The 19931-nt window shown below is 50.7% G+C and carries 17 protein-coding genes; 13 read left to right on the forward strand and 4 right to left on the reverse strand.

Annotated elements, in window-relative coordinates; genetic code table 11:
* Nucleotides 1-210 precede the first annotated feature (210 nt).
* The 12 genes from LX69_RS01360 (at nucleotide 211) to LX69_RS01415 (ending at nucleotide 11826) form a co-directional block, all read left to right on the forward strand.
* The gene (locus tag LX69_RS01360) at nucleotides 211-504 is read left to right on the forward strand and encodes a hypothetical protein (protein WP_146260600.1); all 294 of its coding nucleotides are present in this window, start codon (nucleotides 211-213) and stop codon (nucleotides 502-504) included.
* 9 nt (nucleotides 505-513) lie between these two features.
* Nucleotides 514-804 carry a cell division protein ZapA gene (locus tag LX69_RS01365; protein WP_111444020.1) on the forward strand — a complete coding sequence of 97 codons (291 nt, stop codon included), beginning with the start codon at nucleotides 514-516 and terminating at the stop codon, nucleotides 802-804.
* Nucleotides 805-918: 114 nt separating this feature from the next.
* Nucleotides 919-2448 carry a ribonuclease Y gene (rny, locus tag LX69_RS01370; RefSeq protein ID WP_111444021.1) on the forward strand — a complete coding sequence of 510 codons (1530 nt, stop codon included), beginning with the start codon at nucleotides 919-921 and terminating at the stop codon, nucleotides 2446-2448.
* 179 nt (nucleotides 2449-2627) lie between these two features.
* Nucleotides 2628-3116, forward strand: a complete 489-nt coding sequence (locus tag LX69_RS01375) for a hypothetical protein (RefSeq protein WP_111444022.1) — start codon at nucleotides 2628-2630, stop codon at nucleotides 3114-3116.
* A 60-nt stretch (nucleotides 3117-3176) separates the two neighbouring features.
* Nucleotides 3177-4163: an SDR family oxidoreductase gene (locus LX69_RS01380; protein WP_111444023.1), complete on the forward strand. Its 987-nt coding sequence runs from the start codon at nucleotides 3177-3179 to the stop codon at nucleotides 4161-4163.
* Nucleotides 4164-4286: 123 nt separating this feature from the next.
* Nucleotides 4287-5402 (forward strand): GDP-mannose 4,6-dehydratase, encoded by a 1116-nt coding sequence (gene gmd, locus LX69_RS01385; protein ID WP_111444024.1) that lies wholly within the window; start codon nucleotides 4287-4289, stop codon nucleotides 5400-5402.
* Nucleotides 5402-6493 carry a GDP-L-fucose synthase family protein gene (locus tag LX69_RS01390; RefSeq protein WP_111444025.1) on the forward strand — a complete coding sequence of 364 codons (1092 nt, stop codon included), beginning with the start codon at nucleotides 5402-5404 and terminating at the stop codon, nucleotides 6491-6493. Before gmd ends, LX69_RS01390 begins: the two co-directional genes overlap by 1 nt.
* A gap of 175 nt (nucleotides 6494-6668) precedes the next feature.
* Nucleotides 6669-7727 (forward strand): hypothetical protein, encoded by a 1059-nt coding sequence (locus tag LX69_RS01395; protein WP_111444026.1) that lies wholly within the window; start codon nucleotides 6669-6671, stop codon nucleotides 7725-7727.
* A gap of 99 nt (nucleotides 7728-7826) precedes the next feature.
* Nucleotides 7827-8537 (forward strand): ABC transporter ATP-binding protein, encoded by a 711-nt coding sequence (locus LX69_RS01400; RefSeq protein WP_111444027.1) that lies wholly within the window; start codon nucleotides 7827-7829, stop codon nucleotides 8535-8537.
* Nucleotides 8501-9715: an ABC transporter permease gene (locus LX69_RS01405; RefSeq protein WP_221621239.1), complete on the forward strand. Its 1215-nt coding sequence runs from the start codon at nucleotides 8501-8503 to the stop codon at nucleotides 9713-9715. Before LX69_RS01400 ends, LX69_RS01405 begins: the two co-directional genes overlap by 37 nt.
* Nucleotides 9712-10986 (forward strand): ABC transporter permease, encoded by a 1275-nt coding sequence (locus LX69_RS01410; RefSeq protein ID WP_111444029.1) that lies wholly within the window; start codon nucleotides 9712-9714, stop codon nucleotides 10984-10986. Before LX69_RS01405 ends, LX69_RS01410 begins: the two co-directional genes overlap by 4 nt.
* Before the next feature lie 108 nt (nucleotides 10987-11094).
* Nucleotides 11095-11826, forward strand: coding sequence for an outer membrane lipoprotein-sorting protein (locus LX69_RS01415; protein WP_111444030.1), 732 nt, complete (start codon nucleotides 11095-11097; stop codon nucleotides 11824-11826).
* A gap of 79 nt (nucleotides 11827-11905) precedes the next feature.
* On the opposite strand, the gene LX69_RS01420 is transcribed toward LX69_RS01415, so the two are convergent.
* Nucleotides 11906-13102 (reverse strand): aminotransferase-like domain-containing protein, encoded by a 1197-nt coding sequence (locus tag LX69_RS01420; protein ID WP_111444031.1) that lies wholly within the window; start codon nucleotides 13100-13102, stop codon nucleotides 11906-11908.
* 324 nt (nucleotides 13103-13426) lie between these two features.
* On the reverse strand, nucleotides 13427-15091 hold the full coding sequence (gene ilvB / locus LX69_RS01425; protein WP_111444032.1) for a biosynthetic-type acetolactate synthase large subunit: 1665 nt from the start codon (nucleotides 15089-15091) through the stop codon (nucleotides 13427-13429).
* A gap of 552 nt (nucleotides 15092-15643) precedes the next feature.
* Here ilvB and LX69_RS01430 point away from each other — a divergent pair.
* On the forward strand, nucleotides 15644-17263 hold the full coding sequence (locus LX69_RS01430) for an ABC-F family ATP-binding cassette domain-containing protein (RefSeq protein WP_111444033.1): 1620 nt from the start codon (nucleotides 15644-15646) through the stop codon (nucleotides 17261-17263).
* Between the two features lie 93 nt (nucleotides 17264-17356).
* On the opposite strand, the gene LX69_RS01435 is transcribed toward LX69_RS01430, so the two are convergent.
* Both LX69_RS01435 and LX69_RS01440 read right to left on the reverse strand, forming a co-directional pair.
* Complete coding sequence (locus LX69_RS01435) at nucleotides 17357-18061, reverse strand: N-formylglutamate amidohydrolase (protein WP_170124185.1); 705 nt, start codon at nucleotides 18059-18061, stop codon at nucleotides 17357-17359.
* 71 nt (nucleotides 18062-18132) lie between these two features.
* Nucleotides 18133-19770, reverse strand: a complete 1638-nt coding sequence (locus LX69_RS01440; protein ID WP_245934911.1) for a RimK family protein — start codon at nucleotides 19768-19770, stop codon at nucleotides 18133-18135.
* Nucleotides 19771-19931 lie beyond the last annotated feature (161 nt).

Genomic DNA, 19931 nt, shown 5'->3' on the forward strand with positions numbered 1-19931 from the left:
TTCGAGACATCGACCGGTTTTGCATCTGCAAAGTTACACAAAAGCCACTGATAGGCGGGCATTCAAGGCAGTCGAAAAAAATATTTTCACATTTAACAAACTAACGGAAAAATAGTTGTATTGATTTTTTTAATGAATTAGATAAAACAAATCACACAAGGCTTTGAAATTTTTAAAGCAATGTTAACTTTGTGATTGAAATTTTATGCCATGGTTGATTCAAATAAGGAATTGGTACACAATCTGGAGCTAAAAATTGACCGTTTGATGCAGCGCTATCAGGCTTTGAAACAAGAGCACCTGATGTTACAGCGCAACCATGAATCATTAAACGGTCAATTGGCCGAAGCTTTGTCACAAAAAACAGAGCTTCAAGGTCGTTACGACAGTTTGAAACTGGCCAAGACCATTGAATTAACCCAGGTTGATGCCCATGAGGCCAAATTAAAAATCAACCAAATGGTGCGGGAAATTGATAAATGCATAGCGCTTTTAAACCGGTAATCGGAATAAATGGACGATAAACTATCTATACGGGTCAATGTTGCCGAACGGTACTATCCTCTGAGGATCGACCGGAGCGATGAGGAACGTATCCGATTGGCTGCACGAATGATTAACGACAAAGTGTCGCAGTACCAGCAACACTATGCCGACAAAGACATGCAGGACTTTTTGGCAATGGCTTCGTTGCAGATGGTCATCAAACTGCTAGAACTTGAAAATCAGCAGGACGAAACGCCATTGATGGAGGCCATGAAAAATCTGGACAAAAAACTGGACGAGTTGCTGGCTCAAGAATAAGTATTTATTAATCAATTATATTACCCGCATTATTTCCCTGTCGCAATAGCACAGCGATGTGTTATTGCTTTGATGTCAGGCTAATAATGCGTTTTATTTTTTAAACCTCAGACAATGGAAATAGTAATAGGATTAGTTGCTTTTCTGGTGGGAGGCGGCGTGGCTTGGGTGATTTTTGCCAAAGCCCTGAGTGCCCGCAACCGGAAAATCATTCAGGAAGCAGAAACAGAGGCCGAAGTGATTAAAAAAGATAAGATTCTTCAGGCCAAAGAAAAGTTTTTACACCTCAAGACCGAACATGAGAAGGAAATCAATGCCCGCAATGCAAAAATGCTGGCCAACGAAAACCGCCTCAAACAAAAGGAACTCTCCATCAACCAAAAGATAGAGGAACTGCAACGCAAGACCAAAGAAGCCGAAGTGGCCAAAGAAAACCTGACGGCTCAAACGGAAATTTTGGAACACAAAAACGAGGAAATCGAACGCCTCCACCGCCAGCAGGTCGAACAGTTGCAAACCATCTCAGGGATGTCGGGCGAAGAAGCCAAAGAAATGCTCATTGAATCGATGAAGGCCGAAGCCAAAACCGAGGCCATGAGCTACGTCAACGACATCATGGACGAGGCCAAAATCAACGCCAACAAAGAAGCCAAACGCATTGTTCTGCAAACAGTGCAACGCGTGGCGACCGAAACGGCCATTGAAAATTCGGTGACCATCTTCCACATCGACTCTGACGAAATCAAAGGTCGCATCATCGGCCGCGAAGGACGTAACATTCGGGCACTGGAAGCTGCCACCGGCGTTGAAATTATTGTGGATGACACCCCAGAGGCCATCGTACTGTCGGCATTCGACCCTATGCGCCGCGAAATTGCCCGTCTGGCTTTGCACCAACTGGTGACCGATGGCCGCATTCACCCTGCTCGCATCGAAGAGGTAGTGAACAAAGTTCGCAAACAAGTAGAGGAAGAAATTATTGAAACCGGTAAGCGGACGACCATCGACCTGGGCGTTCACGGTCTTCACCCCGAATTGATTAAACTGGTGGGTAAAATGAAATACCGTTCAAGCTACGGTCAAAACCTGCTGCAACACGCTCGCGAAACGGCCAACCTCTGTGCCATCATGGCATCGGAATTGGGTCTGAACGCCAAGAAAGCCAAACGCGCCGGCCTGCTACACGATATTGGTAAGGTATCCGATGAGGAACCAGAATTGCCACACGCAATCCTTGGGATGAAACTGGCCGAAAAATACAAAGAAAAGCCCGAAATTTGCAACGCCATTGGTGCCCACCACGACGAGGTGGAGATGACCACCATGCTGGCTCCCATCATTCAGGTGTGCGATGCCATCTCCGGTGCTCGCCCGGGTGCACGCCGCGAAATCGTGGAATCGTACATCAAGCGTTTGAAAGATCTTGAAAACATCGCCCTCTCCTATCCCGGCGTGATGAAGACATACGCCATTCAGGCCGGTCGTGAGTTGCGCGTGATTGTGGGAAGCGAAAAAGTTTCGGATAAAGAAGCCGAAAGCATGTCGTATGACCTGGCTCGCAAAATCCAAACAGAGATGACATATCCCGGTCAGGTGAAAATCACCGTGATTCGCGAAACACGTGCCATCAGTTATGCCAAGTAAACCAATTTTGGTTTCAACATAAAAAAAGCGACTTCGGGTCGCTTTTTTTATTCAGAGTAACCTGTTTTTGATTTAATTTAGATGGTCGTTTATCCGCCCGAACGACACCGAACAACAATAAAATTTTACACCCATCACTTAAGGCTTATATTCATCAACTTTTTAAACAAAAACAGCAAATGGGTTTCAAAAAAATATCACTAACGGAATACCTAAAACTCCACAAAAAACAGAACCCCCACTGTAATATCACAGAGGTGAAAAAACAACTCAACCAAACCTTAAAGGACTATCAAAACGGGATAAAATGTACTTGTGGAAACGATATCTGGGTAATTGGCTCAGCTTTTGTGGGCAACAGCTGCTTTACTTGCATTAAAGGGGAAAGCTATCCCACCGATGATTACGAAATAGACATTGCCATGCACAAACGCACACCAGTAAAGGGGCGCAGACATATTGACCAAATTGATCCAATGGAAATCAATGGCTATTTTGACGATGATGGCTACGAAATCAATATGGATCTCGTTCCCAAACCCGATTTATGCATTACCTGCGTGCATGAGGACGATCCCAACACGGAAATTATTTGCAATCTCACACGGTGTGACGATTATGGAAATGGGCCGTTTATTTGCCATGATTACAGAAATAGAAATGCTTAAGAAAAAGTTGACAACAACCGCCATATCAATCTTCACACGAAAAAAAGACGAAACGCCACAATGACCCTACTCACCCACACCAACGTATTGGTTACCGGCGGAGCCGGATTCATCGGCTCCAACCTGACGGAACGCCTGCTCGAACAAGGCAACCAGGTGACCTGTCTGGATAATTTTGCCACGGGCAAACGCGAAAACATCGCCCCCTTTCTGTCGAACTCCAACTTTCGACTCATCGAAGGAGACATCCGCCACCTCGACACCTGTCGACAAGCCTGCTTGGGGCAATCGGTGGTGTTGCACCAAGCCGCATTGGGCTCTGTGCCCCGCTCTATCAACGACCCTATCACGTCTAACGATGTGAATGTAGGCGGCTTTGTCAACATGCTGGTGGCAGCCCGCGACAACGGCGTGCGACGCATGGTGTACGCGGCCAGCTCATCGACTTACGGCGACAGCAAGCAATTACCCAAAGTGGAGGATAACATCGGGCGACCGCTCTCGCCCTACGCCGTTACCAAATACGTCAACGAACTGTATGCCGATGTGTTTGCCCGCACCTATGGCATGCAATTGGTGGGATTGCGATACTTTAATGTATTTGGCCGCCGCCAGGATCCCGACGGGGCTTATGCTGCCGTGATTCCCAAGTTTGTCAAGTCGCTCATCGCCATGCAGTCGCCCACCATCAATGGCGACGGCTCGTTTTCGCGCGACTTCACATACATCGACAACGTCATACAGGCGAACCAATTGGCAGCCATCACCGACAACCCACAAGCGGTGAACACGGTTTACAACGTGGCCTTCGGCGAGCAAACCTCGCTCAACGAACTCATCGCCATCCTCAAGCAATTGCTAAGCCGATATAACCCGGCCATTGCCAACGTTGCCATTCACTACGGTCCCGAGCGACAGGGCGATGTGCCCCATTCACTGGCATCTATACAAAAAGCACAATCACTGCTGGGTTATGCCCCGCAATTCAACATTCAAAATGGGCTTTCGCAAGCCATCGACTGGTATTGGCACTATTTCAACCAATAACACGAGAACAAACCTCGGCACATCGACAACAACATTGGCGATAAAAGCGATTTTTTAAAACAAACATTATCTTTGTGGCCGACAAAAATAAAACCCTATAATAGAACCATCTCACACTTAAAAATGGCAAAAGTTGCATTGATCACAGGCATCACCGGACAGGATGGCGCCTATCTGGCAGAATTTCTGCTCAAAAAAGGATACATCGTGCACGGCATCAAACGCCGCTCATCGCTTTTTAATACCGAACGCATCGACCACCTGTACCAGGATCCGCATGTGGACAACCGCAATTTCTTTTTGCACTACGGCGACCTGACCGATTCGACCAACCTGATTCGCATCATTCAGGAAACCCAACCCGACGAGATTTATAACCTGGCGGCCATGAGCCATGTGCAGGTGAGTTTTGACACCCCCGAATACACCGCCAATGCCGATGGCATCGGTACACTTCGCATCCTGGAGGCCATTCGGTTATTAGGACTGACTAAAAAAACCCGTTTTTACCAGGCATCCACCAGTGAGTTGTACGGTTTGGTGCAGGCCGTGCCCCAAAGCGAAACCACCCCGTTCTATCCCCGTTCGCCCTACGCGGTGGCCAAACTTTATGGCTACTGGATTACGGTAAACTACCGCGAGGCTTATGACATGTATGCCTGCAACGGCATCCTGTTCAACCACGAGTCGCCCATTCGCGGGGAGACTTTCGTGACTCGCAAAATCACCCGCGCCGTGTCGCGCATCGCTCTGGGTATGCAGGACAAACTGTTCCTGGGTAACCTGTCGGCCAAGCGCGACTGGGGTCACGCCAAAGATTACGTGAAAGCCATGTACCTGATGCTGCAACAGGAAAAAGCAGAAGATTATGTAGTGGCCACCGGTGTAACCACCGAAGTGCGCGACTTTGTGAAGATGGCTTTCCACCATGTAGGCATCGATGTGGCCTTTACGGGCGAAGGGGTAAACGAAAAAGGCATCGTGAAGAGCTGTCGTAACGCTGCTTACCAACTGCCGGCCGGCACCGTAGTGGTAGAAGTCGATCCACGTTATTTCCGCCCCACCGAAGTGGATTTGCTCATTGGCGATCCCGACAAAGCCAAGCAAAAGCTGGGCTGGGAACCTGAATACACCTTAGAGACACTGGTGGAAGACATGATGAAAAGCGACCTCAAACTGATGAAAAAGGACAAATACCTCCAAGAGGGCGGCTTCAAAACCATGAACTATTTTGAATAATGAACAAAGACGCTAAAATATTTATAGCCGGCCACAACGGGTTAGTTGGGTCGGCTATTTTACGTGGTCTGAGCCAAAAAGGCTACACCAACATACTGACCCGCACCCGCAAAGAACTCGACCTGGGCAACCAGGCGGCTACCCGTGCCTTTTTTGAGGCAGAAAAGCCAGAATACGTATTTTTGGCCGCAGCCAAAGTGGGCGGCATCATGGCCAACAACACCTATCGCGCCGATTTTATTTACGAGAACCTCCAGATTCAAAACAACATCATTCACAGCAGTTGGCAAACCGGGGTGAAGAAACTGCTCTTTTTGGGCAGTTCGTGCATCTACCCCAAAAACGCCCCCCAGCCCATGAAGGAGGATTGCCTGCTGACCGATGTGTTGGAATATACCAACGAACCCTACGCCATTGCCAAAATTGCAGGAATCAAAATGTGCGAATCGTACAACCTGCAGTACGGCACCAACTACATTTCGGTGATGCCCACCAACTTGTATGGCCCCAATGACAATTACGATTTGGAAAAAAGCCACGTACTGCCGGCACTCATCCGCAAAATGCATTTGGCTCATTGCCTGGAAACCAGTAATTGGGAAGCCCTGACATCAGATTTCAACAAGTTGCCGGTGGAAGGCATCAATGGAAATGCACCAAAGGCCGCCATTCTGGCCATTTTGGCCAAATATGGCATTGTAGGCAATGATGAGGGTAACGTATCGGTGAACCTTTGGGGAACCGGAACACCCTACCGCGAATTTCTGCACAGCGACGACATGGCCGCAGCTTGCATCTACCTGATGGAATCGGTCGATTTTAAAGACATCGTGGCCGCTTCGGGCGAAAAGGAAATACGCAACACCCACATCAACATTGGCGTGGGACACGACCTCACCATCAACGAACTGGCCAACATCGTGAAACGCACCACCGGCTTTACAGGCCACCTCAACTGGGACAGCTCCAAACCCGATGGGACCTTCCGCAAGCTGATGAACGTGAGCAAACTGGAGAAACTGGGATGGAAAGCCACCATCACGCTCGACAAGGGCATAGATTCGGTTTACAAGGCCTACACAGTAAGATAACTTTCGATGAATCCATCGAAAAACCCGTTAGACTGATGTCTAACGGGTTTTTTTAATTCTCGTCTCCCTGCCGTTGTATCTTTACAGAACCTCATCTCCAATAAATGAAGGTTCTGACCTACATCAGCCTGTTATTGTTACTGCCACACTGTCAGATGAAGCCGGTGCGCAACCGATGTGGCAATTCAGCGGGCAGCTATCGACGTGGGGCAGTGTGGCCACCGAAGCCATTGCCCCGCTCAACATGGGTGGGCGTTACATTCCCAACATTCATTGGGCGGAAGTCAACACCAACCACCATCGCATTGATATGGATGCGGCCATCGACCTCCATGGCAACCTTACCTTTAAGCAACTGAACGACAGCAAATCTGAAACGGAGTTAAAACCCTACCGCTTGTGGGCACGCTACTCAGGGCGACAATACGAAATCAGGGGTGGACTGCAAAAAATCAATTTCGGCTCAGCCACGCTATTGCGCCCGCTGATGTGGTTCGACTCCATGGACGCCCGCGACCCGTTGCAAATGACCGATGGCGTGTGGGGTTTGCTGGGACGTTACTATTTCCTGAACAATGCCAACCTGTGGGTGTGGGCACTAATGGGCAACACACAACAGCGCACCTGGGACATGGCTCCCACTCGCCTCCATGTGCCCGAATGGGGCGGTCGTTTACAACATCCGTTGGGGCAGGGGGAGATGGCGCTGAGCGGGCATCACCGTGCCACCGAAGCCCTTCCATCTGCCACCATCCCACTACCCGCGGGGCACGAAAACCGAATTGCCCTGGACGGCAAGTGGGACGTAGGTCCCGGCCTTTGGTTTGAGGGGGTGTGGATGGGGCAAAACAGGCCGTCGGTCGATGACACCCACCATCTGCTGCTCACTGTGGGAGCCGACTACACTCTGGCATTGGGAAACGGGGTGATGGTGATGCTTGAACATCTAACGATGACGACCGGAAAACAAGCATTTCAAAACGAGCATTCCGAAGCCATCACAGCCGCTTCCTGCTCCTATCCTATTGGCATGGGTGGCAATTTGCACTATCTTGTCTATCATGATTGGCACCAACATCGGCAGCACCATTTCATCAACTGGAAACAACAATGGAACCACTGGACACTGTACCTGATGGCCTTCACCAATCGCGGAACAATATACCTTCCCGACCATGAAGGCAATCGTTTTGCCGGAAATGGCGGCATGGTGATGGTGGTTTTTCATCATTAGTTTTTTTAGTTTACGGGTTCAGAATATTTGTGTCATATTCATATTTATTGCCAATCATCCTTCACTTGCCCCAAAACCATAAAACCAAAACCATAAAAAATGCCCCTCATCGAACTCCAACATCTGACCAAACAGTTCCCCACGGGCAATGGATTCTTTACAGCGCTTAAGGATATCACGCTTTCCTTTGGCGAGGGCGAGTTTGCCGGCTTGGTAGGCCCGAGCGGTTCGGGCAAAACCACGCTGCTCAACATCATCGGGTCACTGGACGTTCCCACAGCCGGATCGGCACGCGTGATGGGTCAGCCGGTGGGATCGCTTACCCACCGGCAGGCAGCTGACCTGCGTAACCACCACATCGGCTTTATCTTTCAAACCTATAACCTGTTGCCGGTGTACACGGTATATCAAAACGTGGAGTTTGCCCTGCTGCTTCAAAAGCGAAACGATGCCCAACGCCGTACTGCGGTGTGCGATGCCCTGGAATGGGTCGGGCTCACCGATAAAATGCACAGCAAACCCGCCCAACTCTCCGGTGGCGAGTGTCAGCGTGTGGCCATTGCCCGAGCCATGGTCAAACGCCCCTCCATTGTGCTGGCCGATGAGCCGTCGGCCAACCTCGACGCCGAGAATTCGCACCACATCTTGCAAACCATGCAAGCCCTCAACCGAGACCTGCACACCACCTTCATCTTTGCCACCCACGACGAAAAGGTGATGCACTACCTGCAACGCATCATTACGCTGCGCGATGGTGTGGTCGAAAACGACCAATGGCATTCTCCATCGCCTCACCAACCACCAAACTAAACGCCATGCTTAGCCTCAGGCTCGCCTTTCGCAATTTGATGGGAGCCGGTCTCCGCACCTGGCTCAACGTATTTGTGTTGTCGGTAGCCTTTGTAGTCATTGTGTTTTACAACGGCATGCTCGACGGCTGGAATCAACAAGCCAAAGCCGACACCCGCGCCTGGGAAACTGGCAGCGGCCAGTTGTGGCACGCACAATACAACCCCTTCGATGCCTATTGCCTCGAAGATGCCCACGCCCTTTTGCCCCCGGCATACGAGCAATCAATTGACGAAGGTGACATCACCCCCGTGCTCATCACTCAGGCCACTGCCTACCGGGACAACCGCATGCAAAACATCCTGCTCAAGGGCATTGCTCCGGAACAAATCGTCGTGAAACTTCCCACGCATTTACTTGACGACGCCCATGAAGAGATGCCGCACGTAATCATAGGCAAACGCATGGCCGCAGCATCGCATCTCACAGTACACGACACCCTGCTGATACGCTGGCGCGACCGCCATGGCACCTTTGATGCCTGCCAAGTGATAGTGGCCGGTATCTTTGGCAGCAACGTGCCCACCATCGATAATGGACAGATGTGGATGAACCTCACCCGATTGCAACAAATGACCGGCCTCTCCGGCCATGCCACCCTGATGATTGCCGGACCGGGCTATCAACACACGCCCCAACCCGGCTGGATATTCAAGGACGACACCGAATTACTAAAGGAATTCAGCGACATCATCCGTGCAAAAAAATGGAGCAGCAGCGTCATTTATGGATTGCTGCTGGCCATAGCCCTGCTGGCGATATTCGACACGCAGGTGCTCTCCATTTTTCGACGTCAAAAGGAAATTGGCACCTACATCGCCCTGGGCTTGACACGCGGCCACGTGGTAGGTCTGTTCACCCTTGAGGGAAGCGCCCAAAGCCTGCTGGCCATCATCGTAGGAACCCTTTGGGGCTTGCCCCTGCTGTGGGCGTTGCACGTCAACGGCATTGCCATGCCCGGGGCGGCCGACGAAATGGGACTCACCATTGGCGAAAAAATTGTGCCTGTATACAGCTTTGCCATGGTGGCGGCCTCTATCGTTCTAGTGACAGTGTCGGCCACCCTGGTGAGTTATCTTCCTACCCGAAAAATCCTGCATCTCCATCCTACCGATGCACTCAAAGGTAAACTGATATGATTGGCTTCCTGCTCATCGGCATCCTCAGGGATAAAAGTCGCAGCCTGCTCCCAATGCTGGTGGTGGGCGTGGGCGCCATGCTCACGGTGTTTCTGCACTGTTGGCTCACGGGCATCATGGGCGACTCCATTGAGCTGAGTGCCCGCTTTGCCACGGGGCACCTCAAAGTGATGACACGCCCCTATGCCGCCGAGGCCGAACAGATGCCCAACGAACTGGCCATCATCGGCGTGGGGCAGTTGATGGACGAACTCAGCCAAACAGCTCCGGACATGCAATGGGTGGCGCGCATCCGCTTTGGTGCCCTACTGGACGTGCCCGACTCACTGGGCGAAACACGTGCCCAGGGGCCGGTAACGGGGTGGGCTCTCGACCTGCTAAGCCCCGGGAGCAGTGAGGCACAACGCCTCAACCTAGCATCGGCACTCACATCGGGTCATCTGCCCCAGCAGGCAGGGCAAGCCCTCATCACCCACGACTTTGCCACCCGCTTTGCCGTAATGCCCGGCCATCGAATCACCCTCATGGGCAATACCATGAACGGGAGTCTGGCTTTTGCCAACTTCGAAGTGGCCGGGACGGTGCGTTTCGGCTCGTCGGCAGTGGATCGGGGCGGCATTTTCATTGACCTGAGGGATGCCCAAATGGCTTTCGACATGCGTGATGCTGCGGGCGAAGTGCTGGGATTTTTCCCCAAAGGCTTTTATGTTGACGCCACGGCACAAGCAGTGCAACAAGCATTTGAAGCACAGCATAATAACGACACCGACGAATACGCCCCGGTGATGATGCGGCTAAGCCAACAAGCAGGCATGGCCGATTATCTGGCCTATGCCAACACCATGGGCAGCATCATGGTGATGGTGTTTGTGCTGGCCATGTCGGTGGTGCTGTGGAATGCCGGCCTGCTGGGCGGGCTGCGCCGTTATCGGGAGTTTGGACTCAGACTGGCATTGGGCGAATCAAAAGGACACATCTACCGCACGCTTTTAGCCGAAGCCGTGCTCGTTGGCACACTGGGGTCGACAGTGGGAACTGCAGTGGGGCTGGCACTTGCCTTTTGGATGCAAACGGTGGGCATCGACCTGAGTGAAATGATGCCCAATGCATCGTTGATGATGCCCTCTGTGGCGCGTGCGGCCATCACGCCGCCGGCCTATGGCATCGGTTTTATTCCGGGATTGCTGTCGATGGTGCTGGGCAACGCCCTCTCGGGCATCGGCATCTACAAAAGAGAAACAGCACGGTTGTTTAACGAATTAGAAGTATGACTTTTTTTTACGGTTTAGGGCGTATGATTGATAAGTTGACAGGATAAACTATTTAACTGCCACATCCACAATTAAACCCAAAACTTCAAAACTAGAAACCCAACACACATGTCCCCACACACCCTCATCATTCTGTTGGCATTCACGCCGAGCCTGATGGCACAAGAAGCCGTCACCCTCCTCAGTGAGGTAGATGCCAACCTCACCTCGGCCAACCGGGTAATGGAATCGAGCATGACCATTCATGGCAAACGCACCAGTCGCACCATCACAGCCAAAACAATGGCCGTGGGCACCACCAAATCGTTCACCGAATACTTGTCGCCCGCTGCCGAAAAGGGCACCAAAATGCTCAAGCTCGACAAGCAACTGTGGATTTACTCGCCCGCCACCGACCGTACGGTGCAACTATCGGGGCATTTGCTGCGCCAAAGCGTGATGGGCTCCGACCTCTCGTACGAGGAGATGATGGACGACCGCAAACTTTCGGACATCTACACCCCCTTGGTCATCGGCCGCGACACCATCGACAACCGCCCTGTGGTGATTTTGCAGCTGACGGCCGTGGTGGATGACGTGGCCTATCCCTCACAAAAGATGTGGGTCGATGCCCAACGACATGTCCCACTGCGCCAGGAGTTTTTTGCCAAAAGCGGACAACTGCTTAAACGCATGGATCTGAAAGAGGTGGTTCGCATCGACAGCCGATGGTTTCCATTGGTGATGATATACAAAGACATGCTTAAAGACGGCAAAGGAACCGAATTCCGCGTCACTACCATCCGGTTCAATCAAGAGATTCCCGACTATATATTTACCAAAGCGGCGCTGAAACGGTGACAAAAAATTTGCAACCCGAAACCCCGGGCGCCAAACCAAAAACATTTGTTTTGGGGGCGATTCTCCAGATAGCCGGATTTTAACAAGATGCCTGCCCATCTGCCAAACATCGCCCCAAACGTTCAATGCCCTGCTCAATCTCCCGATCGTTTGAACAGGTAAAGTTCAGGCGAAAAGTGTGGCTATCGCTTCGCCCATCGGTATAAAAGGGCACGCCGGGCACAAAGGCCACATTCTGGCTGATGGCACGATGAAACAACGCCATGCTGCTACCCCCGCAAGGCAATTGCGCCCAGATGAACATGCCGCCTTGTGGGGCTTTGAACTGCACCCCATCAGGCAGATGACGCTGCATCATGGTCACCATTTTTTCGCACTGACGGGCATAGACCTCCCTAATGCGACGAATGTGTGCCCCGTGGTCATTATCAGTAAGGTATTGCATCAGCACGCGCTGCGAAAATATATCGGTGTGCAGGTCGGCAGCCTGCTTAGCCACCACCAAACGATCCATCATGGCCTCGGGTGCCACCATCCACCCCAGTCGCAGCCCCGGCACGGTGGTCTTCGAAAACGATCCCAGCAAAACCGTCTGCCCGGGCAGATATTTGTAAAACGATGGCGGCAGCTCACCCTTGAAGGAGAGCTCACGATAGGGCGTGTCCTCCACAATCACCATGGAGCGTCCCTCGAGCTGCCCGGCCACCGCACGCACCGCCTCGTGACTGTAACAGATGCCCGACGGGTTTTGAAAGGCCGGAACGGTGTAAAATATTTTGGGACGATGCGCTTGCAGTTTTTCACTCAAAATGTGCAGGTCGATGCCATCATCGGCTAAGGGCACCGGCACCCAACGAGCCCCGGCCACCGCCAGCGACTGAATGGCACCCAAATAGCCGGGCTCCTCAATCATCACCTCATCGCCTTTGTTGATAAGCACTTTGGCCAGCAAGTCGAGCCCCTGCTGCGACCCGTTGGTGATGAGCACCTGATGGGGATGAATGTCGAAGCCATCGTTGATGCGATACTGCTCACAAATCCACTCCCGCAATGGCAACAGCCCCTCGCTGTTGCTATACTGAAACATGGCAGCCCCATGCCGCCCAATGGCCACTTCAGTGGCTTTACGAAATGCTTCCACCGGAAACAAATCGGGGTTGGGCAAGCCACCCGCAAACGAGATCACCTCGGGTGTGATGGCCGTTTTTAAGATCTCCCGGATAAACGACCGGGGCACGTTTTGAATGGTCTCGGAAAACAAGGATGAATAATTCATAATATTGTGTGAATGATAATAAAAGTGTTCAAAATTTAATGTCAAAGTCATAGAGGGATGAAAGAGCACCCTTAATCGATGAGATAGATTTTTAGATGAATTCCCTCTGTCTCATCCATCAATCTGAAGTATATACATCTTCTTGCCATAAACTGAATGCTACAATCTAAACCACTTTGATTTATATCTACTACATAACTCTTGTGAGTTATCTGCATTGTTATTTAAACGCATGGCGTAACACGATAACTCAGCGCCTTTCCTGGCATAGCCAAGCGACTGCGTTGATTAGCGCCTCAGCGTTTATTCTTAATCTTTAATAACCTATACTTCATAAACCCTCTTGCAGTCCATCATGGCATTGATGCTATGTCCGGGCTGCATGATGGGCGACACCAGCTGATCGGCATCCACCTGCAAATGCAAAAAAGTGGGTTGAGGCAACATCCAATCGTAGCGGGTCAATGCCGCCACTCCATCGCCCATCGATGCCTCCATGGTGTGAATTCCAAATGCCTGGGCGATGGCCGAAAAACGTGTTGGCTGCACATACTCAGAAGCCGCCAGTCGTTCGCCCCAAAACAACTGCTGCTGCTGGCGCACCATGCCCAGCCCCTCGTTGTTCATCAACACAATGGTAATGTCCAGATTCAGTTCAGCCAGCGTGGCCAGCTCCTGAATGTTCATCATCAGCGAGCCGTCGCCGGTAAAGCACACCACTTTGCGATGCGGATGGGCAATGGCAGCCCCAATGGCAGCCGGCAATCCGAACCCCATGGTTCCCTGCCCGCCCGAGGTGAGCAGCGACCGGGGCGACGAAAGGGGATAATACTGCGCCACCCACATCTGGTGTTGCCCCACGTCGGTGGTCACAATGGCATCGGCAGGCATCAGCTCCGCAAAGGCACGCAACCACCCCCCGGCAACATCGTCGGGTTCAATAGTCGAAACGCGAGCCATCATCGGCTTGGCAACCGCAGGAGGCAATAACGAAGCCCAGGCGGTGAGCCATAGTCCCAGATCGGCACAAATGGCCAAATGAGCAGGCTTAATGCGATTGAGCTGTACAGGATGAATATCCACATGAACAATTTTCGCATCGGGACAAAAGGCCTGCACGTTGCCCGTCAGCCGGTCGTCGAAGCGAATGCCCAGGGCAATCACCAAATCGGCTGTATTGAGGGCGTCGTTGGCACTTGCCAAACCGTGCATGCCCGCCATGCCCAGATTCAACGGATGGCCATCGGGCATGGCGCCCTTCCCGTGTAGCGTGGTCAACACCGGGATGCGGTAATGTACGGCAATCTGCTGCAAAACATCGGCCACATTGGCAATGATGATGCCATTGCCGGCAATGATCACCGGCCGGCGCGAACGCGTAAGCATCTCCTGCACCCTGGCGATGGATGAGAAATCTGTCAACCCGTCCATCGCAGGTTGTGGCGCGCGCCAATGACCTGTGAAGGGAGCCAGCTGAACATCCTTAGGAATGTCAATCCACACCGGGCCGGGACGTCCCTCTGTGGCCAAACGGAAGGCATCGTGGATGATTTGAGGCAAGTCGTTCACATCGGTCACCAATATGCTGCGTTTGGTGATAGTACGACTCATGCCCACCACATCCACCTCCTGAAAGGCGGCAGTGCCCATGAGCGTTAGTGGCACCTGCCCGGTGATGACAATCAGCGGTACCGAATCGGAGTAAGCATCCGAAATGGCCGTGAGCAGGTTCACCGCCCCCGGCCCCGATGTGGCCATGCAAACGGCCGGTTTGCCGGTTGACCGCGCCATGCCTTGTGCCATAAAACCGGCCCCCTGTTCGTGACGCGCCAACACGTGACGAATGCCACTGGTGTGCATCGCGTCGTAAATAGGCAGGATGCTCCCTCCGGGGATGCCAAAGATGGTGTCGATGCCCTGCTGTTTCAACAACTCCATCAACAATTGCGCCCCGGTAATGGGTTGCGAAGTGGGTGAATGTGTTTTCATACAGTTATGATTTAATTTGAGTTGTTAGCATAAAAAAAGCCCCTGCGAAAATGAGTCTCCGCAGGGGCCTGATATGATTCAGTTCAGACAATAGCTATCCCTGCGGAGGTTGGCAGACCACCACGACCACGACAGATAGAACGATTGTTGACAAATGGATATTCATATTTTGTTTTTTGGATGTAGAAATAAAAAAACCCCGCCGAAACATCCGGCAGGGTTATGATATTGTTGACATCAACATCACGCCACAATCCGCCGGATGATTCTCAGAGAGACCACCACGACCACGACTGAAAGCAGGTTGTTGAAAAAATGCATTGTCATTCATTTGAAACGTTGATGGCAAAAATAGGCATCGCCCATAAAAGAAACAAATAATTGATGTTAAAATTATTCCATCAGCCTGTTAAGCATCGTATATTGCGCATCAATCATTTCCCTGCTCGCTGAAATTTGCTTAGTTTTGCAGACGTTAAAACATGCCCGCATACAGGGCTAAGATTGAAGCAATATCGCATCGAACATCCATAAAAAGTACAACATAGTAGAATGATTACAGTATCGAATCTGGCCATTCAGTTTGGCAAACGAGTTTTGTTTCAGGATGTGAACCTGAAGTTCACCGCCGGCAACTGTTACGGCATCATCGGCGCCAACGGTGCCGGCAAATCAACCTTTTTGCGCATCATTAGCGGCGACCTTGAATCGACCCGGGGCACCATAGCCCTCAATCCTGGCGAACGCCTGAGTGTGTTGCGCCAGAACCACCACGAGTACGACGAGTTTCCCGTGCTCAACGCCGTGATGATGGGTCACGCCGAACTATGGAAGGTGATGAAGGAACGCGAAGATCTTTACGCCAAGAGCGACTTTACCGAAGCTGACGGCATCAAAGCCGCCGAACTGGAAGAAAAATTTGCCGAGATGGACGGCTGGAATGCCGAAAGTGACGCAGCCTCATTGCTCAGCGGCCTCGGCATTGCCGAACAATACCATTATACCCTGCTCAAGGACATGAGCGGTAAAGAAAAAGTGAAAATCCTGCTCGCTCAGGCCTTGTTTGGAAAACCCGACAACCTGTTGCTCGATGAGCCCACCAACGACCTCGACCTGGAAACCGTGAGCTGGCTCGAAAACTACCTCTCCAACTTTGAAGGCACCCTGCTGGTGGTCTCGCACGACCGTCACTTCCTCGACTCGGTGTGTACCCAAATTGTGGACATCGACTTTGGCAAAGTGCAGCTCTTTTCGGGTAACTACAGCTTTTGGTACCAAAGTAGCCAATTGGCTTTGCGTCAACAGCAAAACCAAAATAAGAAAGCCGAAGAGAAACGCAAGGAATTGCTCGAGTTTATTCAGCGATTCAGCGCCAACGTGGCCAAGTCGAAACAGACCACCAGCCGCAAAAAGATGCTCGAGAAGCTCAACGTTGAAGAAATTCAACCTTCGACCCGTCGCTATCCGGCCATCATCTTCACCCCCGAGCGCGAAACCGGCAACACCATTTTGGAAGTACACAACCTGAGCAAAAAAGCCGAAGACGGCAGCTGGTTGCTCAAGGATGTCACCTTTAACGTTGAGAAGGACGAAAAAATCGTGTTCCTCTCGCGCAATCCCATGGCCATGACCGCCCTGTTCGAAATCATCAACGACAAAATGAAACCCGAAACCGGGTCACACAAGTGGGGCATCACCATCACCACGGCTTACCTGCCATTGGACAACAGCAACTTCTTCAACAACGACCTGACTATTGTGGACTGGTTGGCGCAATACTCCGACGATACCACCGAGACCTTCCTGCGCGGGTACCTGGGCAAGATGCTCTTTTCGGGCGAGGACATTTACAAAAAAGCCACCGTGCTTTCGGGAGGTGAAAAAATGCGATGCATGATTTCGCGCATGATGTTACGCAACGCCAACACCATGATTCTGGACAACCCCACCAATCACCTCGACTTGGAGTCAATTCAGGCCTTCAACAACACGCTCATCAACTTCAAGGGCAACATCCTGATGGCTTCGCATGACCACGAGTTCATCCAAACCGTTTGTAACCGCGTGATTGAACTCACCCCCAACGGCATCATCGACAAAATGATGGATTACGACGATTACATCACCAGCGATGCCATCAAAGAATTGAGAGATAAGATGTACAAAATCTGATGCTCCACGCTTTGGATCTACATATAAAAAATCCCTGCCACTTTATTCGGCGGGGATTTTTTTATGTTATTCATTTCGTCTATCGTCATCTTATCATTGATCCAATGCCAAAACATCCTTAAGGGCTTCAACAATCCCGGCATAGACATCTTCGGCACCAGCATGTTTTTGATTCAACTCGAACTCAATGCCGGCATATTGCGCATCGCCATACACCTTGCGATGAAAAGCCACATGCCCGTCGGGTTTGCCCAGATAAGGGTAATTGAAACGCACCCGCAAATGTGGCAAACGGGCATTCAAGGCTGTTTTCCATTGGGCTGCAAAAGTTTTTTCCCACGGACGTCCGGGATGATAAAGAATGCCAATGTCAGTTTGACGCTCCACCCCGTTGAGCAGCGGCGTAAAACTGTGCACCGACAGATGCAACACCCGATGCCCCTTCTCCAAGCTGACTTTTAAGGCATCAATGAACGCACGTCGATAAGGAAAATAATACTGCGCCAGAATGCGTTGCTTCTCATCAACCGGCAATGGCTTAGTCCACTCCGATAACAAGGTGCGTCGGTGCAGCGAACGGTTCAAATCGACCAACAGACGACAGGTCTCATTTGAGATGGAAAAGGCCGGATGGAATTCTGACTTGATTAATGCAAACAATGGCAATGCACCTCTGTCGTAGCCCCGATGGGTTTCGAGAACATCCATTGAGGCTACAAACAAGTGTTTGTAGCAATCAGGAATGATGTTACCACCATGTTCGCAGGATAAAAAAAGTTGAATGATTTTTTCAGGCACAATTCCTCAATTAAAAAAGAACAACAAAACATCGCATCAAAAACACGTGTCTATGAATCATCAACGCAATGTCAATGCTTTATCATTCCCAGCAAATATTGCAACACCTTGCCGTAGAGCTGATCGCGCATCAACACATCTTCGATACCGGCGTCAATATTGGGGTTATCATTGATTTCAATCACCACAGCCCTGCCGTTGACGTCTTTCAGATCCACGCCGTACAAACCATTCCCAATGAGACGAGTGGCCTTCAAGGATGTTTCAATGATATGACGGGGTACCTGATTGATCGGTAGATTCTCGAAATTGCCGCTGATGTCGCGGGTGTGAGGACTGTCCCAATTATAAATTTGCCAGTGATCCTTAGCCATGTAGTATTTGCAGGCAAACACCACCTCGTTATTGACGATGCCAATGCGCCAGTCGAAAGCCGTGGGCAGAAACTCCTGAGCCAAAATCAAATCCGACTCCCTGAGCATCTTTTTCATCTGGCGCTGCAACTCCTCCTCGTTGTTGACTTTCACCACCCCCTTTGAAAAGCTGGAATCGGGAAGTTTGAGCACGCACGGAAACCCCAGGCGCACCTCAGGCGATTTGTCCTTTTCGCTTGAAATGATGACTGTTTTGGGCGTTGGAATTTTTGAAGATTGCAACAATTCGGCCAAAAATACCTTATTGGCACATTTAAGGATGGCTTCGGGGCTGTCAACCACAGCCAATCCCTCGCTTTGTGCCCGGCGTGCCATGCGATAAGTGTGGTGATTCACCGAAGTGGTTTCGCGAATTAACAAAGCATCAAACTCACCGATGCGGCTGAAATCGTCTTTGGTAATGAATTCAACATAACACCCCATTTTCTTGGCCACCTCTTCAAATTTCATCAACGCTTTTTTGTTGGATGGAGGGGCAACCTCACGGGGATCCACCAATATTGCCAAATCGTAAAGGTAACGCTCCTCTTTACCCTTTTCGTAACGCGACTGACCAAAATAATCGGCAGCATAGCGATTGACCGATTCGAGATGGCTCTCGGGAATATCTTTGAATGCGATGGTTCGAACCGAATCGACCTCCCATCCCGTTTCTTTACACACGAATTTGGCACGTAAAAATGGAGCAGGAAACAAGCGATGCAGCTCCTTTGCCAAGCGACCATGTTGCTTGGCCATGTTCCGCCCGAAATAAATACTCAACTCAAACTCTTGTGAACGAATATGTTTAAGACTCTTTTGAATCAACTCATCCAACTCATCAGAAACAATGCGGACGATGGTTTGCGTCTTCAAATCGAGAATGTTCTTCACCGAAGGCACCACCTTGTGACCACGTGCTTCGGCTAACAACGACACATAATAACCCCGTTTCTGATAGGAATAATCGTTACATAAATTAAAGACACGCAACCCTTTGCGATGGATATACGAACTATCTTCGAGGTATTTTTTGGGTGAAATGACTTCAATGCCCGGCGTGTTAAACGACCATTTGGAGGGCTGATTCATCACAATCACCTTTTTTAATGCCCGGCGATGATGCTTAACATTAAACACATCGGCAACAGGCATCTCGGGATCATTGACAAATCCGGGACAATAAGCAACAAAGCCGGTCTCAATTTGCTCAACAGAGACCAACTGGTCTTCGGGCTCTTCGGGTTGACAGGATGCGATGTCTTGTTCTGTGGATGGAATGTCGTGGACAAACATGAGGTTGTGTAGGAAGGATTTTTGATGTTATTAGATGATAATCACGCACATTCGCCTCGCTATCATGCAAAGGCGTTGGTACTTAACAGCCATATAAAAGAACCACTTTTTTCAATCAAATGTAAGATGGCACCTCATTATTTTGAGAAAATCCCCCATTT

The organism is Breznakibacter xylanolyticus (genome assembly GCF_003254275.1).
Taxonomy (GTDB): Bacteria; Bacteroidota; Bacteroidia; order Bacteroidales; family Marinilabiliaceae; genus Breznakibacter; species Breznakibacter xylanolyticus.

Bases quoted from the DNA above. Each gene is read 5' to 3' on its own strand.
- LX69_RS01365 (WP_111444020.1), top strand. From the start codon at position 514: ATGGACGATAAACTATCTATACGGGTCAATGTTGCCGAACGGTACTAT.
- LX69_RS01440 (WP_245934911.1), bottom strand. From the start codon at position 19,770: ATGTTTGTCCACGACATTCCATCCACAGAACAAGACATCGCATCCTGT.
- gmd (WP_111444024.1), top strand. From the start codon at position 4,287: ATGGCAAAAGTTGCATTGATCACAGGCATCACCGGACAGGATGGCGCC.
- rny (WP_111444021.1), top strand. From the start codon at position 919: ATGGAAATAGTAATAGGATTAGTTGCTTTTCTGGTGGGAGGCGGCGTG.
- LX69_RS01380 (WP_111444023.1), top strand. From the start codon at position 3,177: ATGACCCTACTCACCCACACCAACGTATTGGTTACCGGCGGAGCCGGA.
- LX69_RS01395 (WP_111444026.1), top strand. From the start codon at position 6,669: ATGTGGCAATTCAGCGGGCAGCTATCGACGTGGGGCAGTGTGGCCACC.
- LX69_RS01405 (WP_221621239.1), top strand. From the start codon at position 8,501: ATGGCATTCTCCATCGCCTCACCAACCACCAAACTAAACGCCATGCTT.
- LX69_RS01420 (WP_111444031.1), bottom strand. From the start codon at position 13,102: ATGAATTATTCATCCTTGTTTTCCGAGACCATTCAAAACGTGCCCCGG.
- ilvB (WP_111444032.1), bottom strand. From the start codon at position 15,091: ATGAAAACACATTCACCCACTTCGCAACCCATTACCGGGGCGCAATTG.
- LX69_RS01410 (WP_111444029.1), top strand. From the start codon at position 9,712: ATGATTGGCTTCCTGCTCATCGGCATCCTCAGGGATAAAAGTCGCAGC.
- LX69_RS01375 (WP_111444022.1), top strand. From the start codon at position 2,628: ATGGGTTTCAAAAAAATATCACTAACGGAATACCTAAAACTCCACAAA.
- LX69_RS01390 (WP_111444025.1), top strand. From the start codon at position 5,402: ATGAACAAAGACGCTAAAATATTTATAGCCGGCCACAACGGGTTAGTT.
- LX69_RS01415 (WP_111444030.1), top strand. From the start codon at position 11,095: ATGTCCCCACACACCCTCATCATTCTGTTGGCATTCACGCCGAGCCTG.
- LX69_RS01360 (WP_146260600.1), top strand. From the start codon at position 211: ATGGTTGATTCAAATAAGGAATTGGTACACAATCTGGAGCTAAAAATT.
- LX69_RS01430 (WP_111444033.1), top strand. From the start codon at position 15,644: ATGATTACAGTATCGAATCTGGCCATTCAGTTTGGCAAACGAGTTTTG.
- LX69_RS01400 (WP_111444027.1), top strand. From the start codon at position 7,827: ATGCCCCTCATCGAACTCCAACATCTGACCAAACAGTTCCCCACGGGC.